Below are 7,139 nucleotides of genomic sequence, written 5' to 3'. Positions count from 1 at the left end.
ATCAAAAAAGCTACATCACATACGAAAGACTGATAAAATTTTTCGATAAAGCCCCCACCGCGACGGCCGTTAAGAAGGTCGAAGCGCTTACGAAAAAATTTGACGTGGAGCTGATCTCTGCCGCAGAAATCTCCAAAATCAAAAATTTAGAGGACGCGAAACTCAAAGAAGCCACGCAAAAAAAGCTGCTGGACGAGGGCTGGGACGAGGAGTTTGACCTATCCAGCGACGTCGAGCTTTTGGAGTGGAGCCGCTCTGACAGCCCGGTACGGATGTATCTGCGCGAAATGGGGCAGATCCCGCTACTTAGCAAGGAAGAAGAGATCGAGATCAGTAAAAAAATCGAGCTCGGCGAGGACATCATCATCGACGCGTTTTGCTCCGTGCCATATCTGATCGATTTTATACTTGATTACAAAGAGCCGCTCATCAACCGCGAGCGCCGCGTAAAAGAGCTTTTCAAGAGCTTTGACGACAGCGACGAGGAGGAAGAGGAAGAGGAAAGCGACGAGGAGCTGTTTGACGAAGAGGAAGAGATCGAGGAGGAAGAGGAAGAAGTAAAAGGCAAAAAATCGTCTAAAAAGAACGATAAGCGCGCCCTAAAGGTCATCGAAAGCTTCAAGGCTCTTGAAAAAGCCAAAAAGGACTGGATGAAATTTGCCGAGAAAAACGCCGAGGCGATTAAAGAAAGCAAGGGAATTTTATCGAAGCTGAACTTGGCGTTTAAAAAGAAAATTTTAAAAGAAAAGCTCATGGATCTGGGGCCAACCAGCAAGCTCATCACCGAGATCGTAAAATCGATGGAGACCGCGCTAAAAAGCGACGAGGGCTTCGAAAAAGAGCTCAAGCGCCTAGAATACAAGCTGCCGATGTTTAGCGCCGAACTGCGCGAAAATCACAAAAAAATCCTAAAAGATATCACGAAGCTTAGCAAAGACGACATCATCGCGCGCGTACCGGAAGCTACGATGGTCTCGACCTACGTCGATATAAAAAAGCTCTTTTTGACAAAAGAGGCGAGCAAAAAAAGCTTCAACCTAGAGCCCGAGCGGCTGAAAGAAATTTTAGAGCAGATCAAGCGCGGCAAGCGCATCAGCGACAACGCAAAGGCGCGCATGGCTAAGTCCAACCTGCGCCTGGTCGTCTCCATCGCCAAGCGCTACACCAACCGCGGGCTGCCGTTTTTAGACCTCATCCAAGAGGGCAACATCGGACTTATGAAGGCGGTGGATAAATTTGAATACAAGCGCGGCTATAAATTTTCGACCTATGCGACGTGGTGGATCCGCCAGGCGATCAGCCGCGCCATCGCCGATCAGGCCCGCACGATCCGCATCCCGATCCATATGATCGAGACGATAAATCGAATTAATAAAATCACGCGCAAATATATGCAAGAGGGCGGCAAAGAGCCCGATATCAACGTCATCGCGCAAGAAGTAGGCCTTAGCGTCGATAAAGTAAAGCAGGTCATCAAAATCACAAAGGAGCCGATCAGCCTAGAAGCGCCGATCGGAAACGAGGACGACGGTAAATTCGGCGATTTCGTCGAGGACAAAAGCTCGGTTTCACCGATTGAGCAAATTTTAAAATCCGATCTCAAAGAACAGATCGACGATATCTTAGAGCAGCTCAACGACCGCGAGCGCACGGTGATCCGCATGCGATTCGGACTGCTTGACGACGAGAGCGACCGCACGCTTGAAGAGATCGGCAAGGAGCTCAACATCACTCGCGAGCGCGTCCGCCAGATCGAAAGCTCGGCGATCAAAAAGCTAAAGCACCCAAAGATCGGCCGCAAACTCAAAACCTATATCGAGAGCTAGAACAAAACGCCGATATAATTTACTCTTAACGCCTGGCAAATTTAAAATTCATTAGATAGCCGGGCTTTGGGATTGATATTACTGATCTTGTGACGCACGACAAAATTTAAATTCGCTAAGTTCTGAGCCAGAGCCGTCAATAATGTATTTTTCAGCCTAAATTTTATCAGACGGAGCGCAAATTAAGCTGCAGTAAAAAGTATCGGTGCTTGAAACGCCGATTTTGAGATGTTTAAGATTTTAAATCTGTAGGTTGCAAACTCCAGCGGAGGAAATTTACACGCCGCCTGAGCGTAGTTTCCCGCCTCTATGCAGCCGTTTCAAACTCCAGCGGAGAGAATTTACACAAAGATCAGCGAGCGCTGCGAGGGGGTGAAAGCTTTGTTTTAAACTCCAGCGGAGAGAATTTACACAGCGTTAGGAATTCTATTTTTCTAGGCTATGAATATTGAAGTTTATATTTTTACCTCTTAAATTTAGATAAGCGGCAAAGGCGATTTAGAATAAAACGCCGCATTTACGGTGTTTTGCAAATCTCAGCCAAAGCTTTATCCGCACAATTTTCAAAATTCCAACCAAAATCGATAGCGCGATTTAACGACGCAAAAGCCGCCGCCATTTTGCCGCGCTGTCATTTCGCCTCGCACCATCTAGCTAGCTTACTGCGCGCCGACAAACCGGCAACTCGGCACCGGCAAGCTTTGGCACACGCTCAATCGCATCCCGCCGCCATACTGCCGTGCGCTCGCAATCGCAGCGTCCATAAATTTGCCACATTGCCGCGCTACAACCGCAATACTATCTTAAATTTACCGCTCTGCCGTGCCGTCTCTCTTAAAATTTACCTTCTGTAGCCAAGGGTGTGCTGGATAACACGACGTCGGTATTTTTATCTCGCTCTTAAATTTACCTTCCGTCGCTCCGCTAAATTTAGCCGCGCCGCAAGCTGCGCTTTTTAAGGTAGCTGTAAATCCAAGCTCCGAGCAACAAAACCGCCGCGAGGCAATACATATAAAAGGCCGCGCCATTTTCATACTCCACGTCCTGCGCGCTAAAGATCAGCTGCGACATCTCGGGATTTCGCGCCGCCTCGTCCGCGATCTGCGCCATCACCTCATCATCATGCACGTCTAGCGTGATCTTTCGCAGATCGATGAAATTCGTCCGCTTATCCAGATGCCTGCCGCTGCGACCCGTGACGTAAACGCTATGCGAGTAAAAATTTAGATAATAAAATCCCGCGTCGTCCTTCAAAAGCCTTTCCGAGATCTGCCGCACGGCGCCTTTAAACGGATTGTCGCCCGCCCTTTTTAGCGCGCTTAGCCGGCTGGCGTCTGCGCCGAATTTATAATACACGTACCAAAACGCGTCTTTGAGCCAGCCCTCGGCGCCGCTACCGCGCGGTCGATTTAAAATTTTATCTTTGCTTAGATAAAATATGCCGTTTTTGCTCGCAAACAGCATATATTCTTGATGTCTGCCCTGAAAATTTAGCGGCGTATAGGGCTCGTTTGTGGGGTCAAATCTCTCGCTGTTCATCAGCACCGCGCCCGTAGCGGGATCAAAAAGAAACTCTATGCCTGCGTTTGGCTCCACGAGATACATCCGCTCGCTAGGCGTGAAATTTAGCCTCTCGCCGTCCGCATAGACGCTGCGTCCGTCGCTTAGCCAATTATCGATCAGGCGAAAGTGCGCGGGCGAATCTGGGCCGTCTTCATGTATGATTTTTAGCCTTATCTGTTTTAGATTTTTTGCGTCCGCACCCGCTAAAATTTTACCCTCGTAAAATACCCGCTCGCCGTCCGTGGCGACGTAAGGGCTCTCGGTCAGCGGCGAGATGGGCGCGTTAGTATCGAGTCTAGCGTATGGATAGTTGTACTCCTGCGGCCACTTGGAGAGCCCAAACGCATGGAAAAACACTTTATAAATGTAGCTTATCGCGCCGCCCGTGCGCTGCGTGACGTCCGAGCAGAAGTAGCTAACGCGTCCGTCGCTGTAGTAGCGAGAGCCGATCTTTTGCGTGCGAGCGGGATCCAGCCCCGTCATCTTGCGAGCGCCGCAAAATACGCTACTAGCGTCCATGCCGACGTTTGTGTAGGAGTATCTGCCGGTATCAAGCGCGCGAAAGCTCGCTGCGTCCGTACCGCCCTCTAGCTCGTAGGGAGCGAGGTTCCAAGAGCGTAGGTAAATTTTGCCGCCGATGTTGAAATAATCGCTGCGGCCGATCTTTTGCGCGTCCGCAGGCAGCTCGCGCGAGCTATCATACACCGATAGCTCATAGATAAAAACGAGCGAGACGAAGAACGGCACGAAAAGTACCGCAAAGAGGAGCTTTAGCGCCTTTTTATCAAATTTGCTTAAATTATTCGCCTTTTTCATAAGGCAATTATATATCTTGCTAGTTTAAAACGTTAGAAATTTAAAAGCGTTTGCTGGGGAAATTTTAAAATTTAGGTGCGGTAAATTTGACAGCGAAAGCTGCGGGTAAATTTGACGCCGAAATTTGAGCTCAAATTTACCCGCAACCGCGCGAAACTACTCAAGCTCCGCGCGAATTTAACTTAGTACCCGTCAAAATGCTTGGTCTTTGGCAGCACCAAATTTAGCGTGATGCCGATAATCGCGCCAAGCCCCACTCCGCTAAAGCTCATCGCGCCAAAATCCAGCACCATGCCGCCGATCGCGCACACAAAGATAAGCGCGACGATGATCATATTGCGCGGCTCGGCTAGATCCACGCTGTTTTTTATGAGCGTTTCCATGCCCACGCTAGCGATGATACCAAAAAGCAGCAGCATAATGCCGCCGATGACGGGAGCGGGGATTGTAGAGAGCGCGGCGCCGAGCTTACCCACGAAGGCTAGCAGTATCGCCGTAAGCGCGGCAAAGGTCATGATGGCGGGATTATAGGCCTTCGTGATGCTAACCGCGCCCGTGACCTCCGAGTAGGTGGTGTTTGGCGGGCCGCCGAAGCAACCCGCTAGCGACGTCGCGAGTCCGTCGCCCAGCAGCGTGCTTTTAAGCCCCGGATTTTTTAGGAAATTTTCCTTCGTGACGTTGCTAATCGCAAGCATATCGCCGATGTGCTCGATCGCGGGCGCGATGGCGATGGGCACCATGTAGATCACGGCTTCAAGCTTAAAAACCGGTGCGGTGAAATGCGGCAGCGCAAACCACGGCGCGTTTAAAATCGGCGTAAAATCCACGATCCCGATGAACAGCGACGCGCAGTATCCCACCGCGATGCCGCAAAGTATCGGCACGAGGCGCAGCATACCGCGACCAAACATCATGATGACGATAACCGCCGAAAGCGAGATGAGCGCGATGGTAAGCGACTGCCCCTGCGTGTAAAGCGCCTCTTTGCCCTTGCCCATGACCATATTTACGGCCGCGGGCGAGAGGATTAGGCCGATCGTCATGATTACGGGGCCGACGACCACAGGCGGTAAAATTTTATGCAAAAACCCCTCGCCTTTGAGCCTAATGAGCAGGCTTAGAACCACGTAAAATAGCCCCGCCGCGATCACTCCGCTCATCGTCGCGGCAATGCCCCACTCTTTCACGCCAAAGCTAAGCGGCGCGATGAACGCAAAACTGGATGCGAGAAAGATCGGCGGGACGTGTTTGCGCGTGATGAGCTGAAACAGCAGCGTGCCGATGCCCGCCGTAAACAGCGCCACGGACGTATCAAGCCCCGTTAAGATCGGCACCAGCACGAGCGCGCCGAACGCCACGAATAGAAACTGTACGCCGACGAGAGCGTCGCGTAGCCTGAGATTGTAGCCTTCGTATTTTTCCATCTTGTTAATTCCCCATTCGCTATGGATTTTTGATAAATTTTTACTACTTGCTGCAGTCACGGACGAGCAGTCCGCTCCTTTACAAGCAATAAAAATTTATCAAAACTACACATCATATGTCTTGAATATTTTCAAAATTTACGCCTTTCCGCCTCATTTCACCGCAAATTCTATCCAAAGCACACGATTGCGCTCCCTCCTTTGGCTCATTTCCTCGTAACAAGGCTTAGCTGCTTGCTATTACTTCTTAAAAAGCCGATAACGATGCCAAGTCAAAGCAAAAATCCCGTGCCTTGACTTTTAAATTTTCAAATCAACCAGCCAAAAATTTCAAATTTGCCGTAATTGCGGACGGCGAAATTTTAGTGACGAAATTCCATAGAATTCCAAAGCGAATTTCAACCCTACCGCGCCGCCCTGGCTATTTGGTCGCGTTGGTCTCATTTATTTTATTCATCGCGGCGACTACGTTGCAGCTAAACTCCGCTCCCATTTTGCAAGCCTTATCGTAATAAATCATCGCCTTATTTAAATCGGGCTCGCCGAATTCTTTCTTTGAATACGCTAATCCCACTTTCTCGCATCCGTCCGCCAAATCCGCATCGCAAGATTTTATAAAAAACCTAAGAGCGCCCTCGTAGTCCTTTCGTTCGTAGCTAGCGATCCCCGCTTCCAAGCAACCCTCTCCTACCCCCAAATCGCATGATTTGGCAAAAAGCTCAGCCATATTTTTCTTATCTGCGTTTTTATAATCGATCATTGCAGCGTTATAACAAGCCTTGCCACCGCCAAGGTCGCACGACTTAGAATAAAGCTGCGCGGCTTTGCGGATATTCTTTGCCGTATTATATCTGTTTTCGTCGTCGTAATATAAATCCCCCACGATAGCGCAGCTATTTTCCGATCCCGCCTCGCAAGCCTTTTCTAGCGGCTTTTTTGCCGCCTCGTAGTCGCGGTTTTCGAATAAATACACTCCATATTCTCTGCACGAATCAGCCGCGCCGATAGTGCATTTCGCAAACAAAATCGCCTGCGGGAAAAATATCTGCGCAAGCGTGTAAGCTCCGACGAGCAAAACGACGATCGATGCTAAAATTTTCATTTACACTCCTTTTAAATTTTGATAATTCAGCCGTGCAAAACCAAATCTATGAGCTCTTTGCAGGCAAAGCAAAATTTCGCCAGGCTTTAGCGGGCGATGAAATTTTACCGACTTTCGGCGCGCATAAATTCTATCCGTTTTACTAGGTAAGATAAGATCCACGAGCATCCATAAAGCGGTAAAGCAGACGAGCGGCGGTTTTATCTTTCACCGCCGCGCGCAAATTGCGTTGCTGCACGCGCGCCTAGCCCTTGCTTGCCAAAAACCTCTGCAAAATTATCGTCGCGGCGATGCTATCAAAGCGCGGATCCTTGCCGCCGCCCTTAGCGCCTTTGCTCGCAAACTCCGCCGCTTCGGCGCTCGAAAAGCTCTCGTCTTGAAATTTTATCTCGCCGTCAAAATCCAGCA

General features: G+C 49.7%; 6 protein-coding genes. 2 read left to right on the top strand and 4 right to left on the bottom strand.

Annotated features, from left to right (window positions below; translation table 11 throughout):
- Nucleotides 1-1,826: RNA polymerase sigma factor RpoD (gene rpoD, locus Q0438_RS05130; RefSeq protein ID WP_299188108.1), on the top strand; the 1,826-nt coding region annotated here is incomplete at its 5' end.
- A 930-nt stretch (nucleotides 1,827-2,756) separates the two neighbouring features.
- Here rpoD and Q0438_RS05125 read toward each other — a convergent pair.
- From Q0438_RS05125 to Q0438_RS05115, 3 genes are all read right to left on the bottom strand, one after another.
- Nucleotides 2,757-4,205, bottom strand: coding sequence for a DKNYY domain-containing protein (locus Q0438_RS05125; protein ID WP_299188105.1), 1,449 nt, complete (start codon nucleotides 4,203-4,205; stop codon nucleotides 2,757-2,759).
- A 182-nt stretch (nucleotides 4,206-4,387) separates the two neighbouring features.
- Entirely contained in the window at nucleotides 4,388-5,629 is a 1,242-nt protein-coding gene (locus Q0438_RS05120) for a uracil-xanthine permease family protein (RefSeq protein WP_299188103.1), read from the bottom strand.
- 421 nt (nucleotides 5,630-6,050) lie between these two features.
- Nucleotides 6,051-6,731: a tetratricopeptide repeat protein gene (locus tag Q0438_RS05115; RefSeq protein ID WP_299188100.1), complete on the bottom strand. Its 681-nt coding sequence runs from the start codon at nucleotides 6,729-6,731 to the stop codon at nucleotides 6,051-6,053.
- Here Q0438_RS05115 and Q0438_RS05110 point away from each other — a divergent pair.
- A complete protein-coding gene (locus tag Q0438_RS05110) occupies nucleotides 6,716-6,877 on the top strand; it encodes a hypothetical protein (protein WP_299188098.1) in 162 nt (53 codons plus the stop codon). The two genes, Q0438_RS05115 and Q0438_RS05110, sit on opposite strands and share 16 nt — an antisense overlap.
- Before the next feature lie 98 nt (nucleotides 6,878-6,975).
- On the opposite strand, the gene ruvX is transcribed toward Q0438_RS05110, so the two are convergent.
- Nucleotides 6,976-7,119, bottom strand: a complete 144-nt coding sequence (gene ruvX / locus Q0438_RS05105; RefSeq protein ID WP_297880984.1) for a Holliday junction resolvase RuvX — start codon at nucleotides 7,117-7,119, stop codon at nucleotides 6,976-6,978.
- Nucleotides 7,120-7,139 lie beyond the last annotated feature (20 nt).

It is taken from the genome of uncultured Campylobacter sp. (assembly GCF_938030785.1).
In the GTDB taxonomy this organism is placed as follows: domain Bacteria; phylum Campylobacterota; class Campylobacteria; order Campylobacterales; family Campylobacteraceae; genus Campylobacter_B.
The sequence above is the reverse complement of the archived record's forward strand: the minus strand, read 5'-3'. Positions and strand labels throughout refer to the sequence as shown.

What these genes read in the sequence shown, in the direction of transcription:
- Q0438_RS05110 (WP_299188098.1), top strand. Translation starts at nt 6,716, where the DNA reads ATGCTAAAATTTTCATTTACACTCCTTTTAAATTTTGATAATTCAGCC.
- Q0438_RS05120 (WP_299188103.1), bottom strand. Translation starts at nt 5,629, where the DNA reads ATGGAAAAATACGAAGGCTACAATCTCAGGCTACGCGACGCTCTCGTC.
- Q0438_RS05125 (WP_299188105.1), bottom strand. Translation starts at nt 4,205, where the DNA reads ATGAAAAAGGCGAATAATTTAAGCAAATTTGATAAAAAGGCGCTAAAG.
- Q0438_RS05115 (WP_299188100.1), bottom strand. Translation starts at nt 6,731, where the DNA reads ATGAAAATTTTAGCATCGATCGTCGTTTTGCTCGTCGGAGCTTACACG.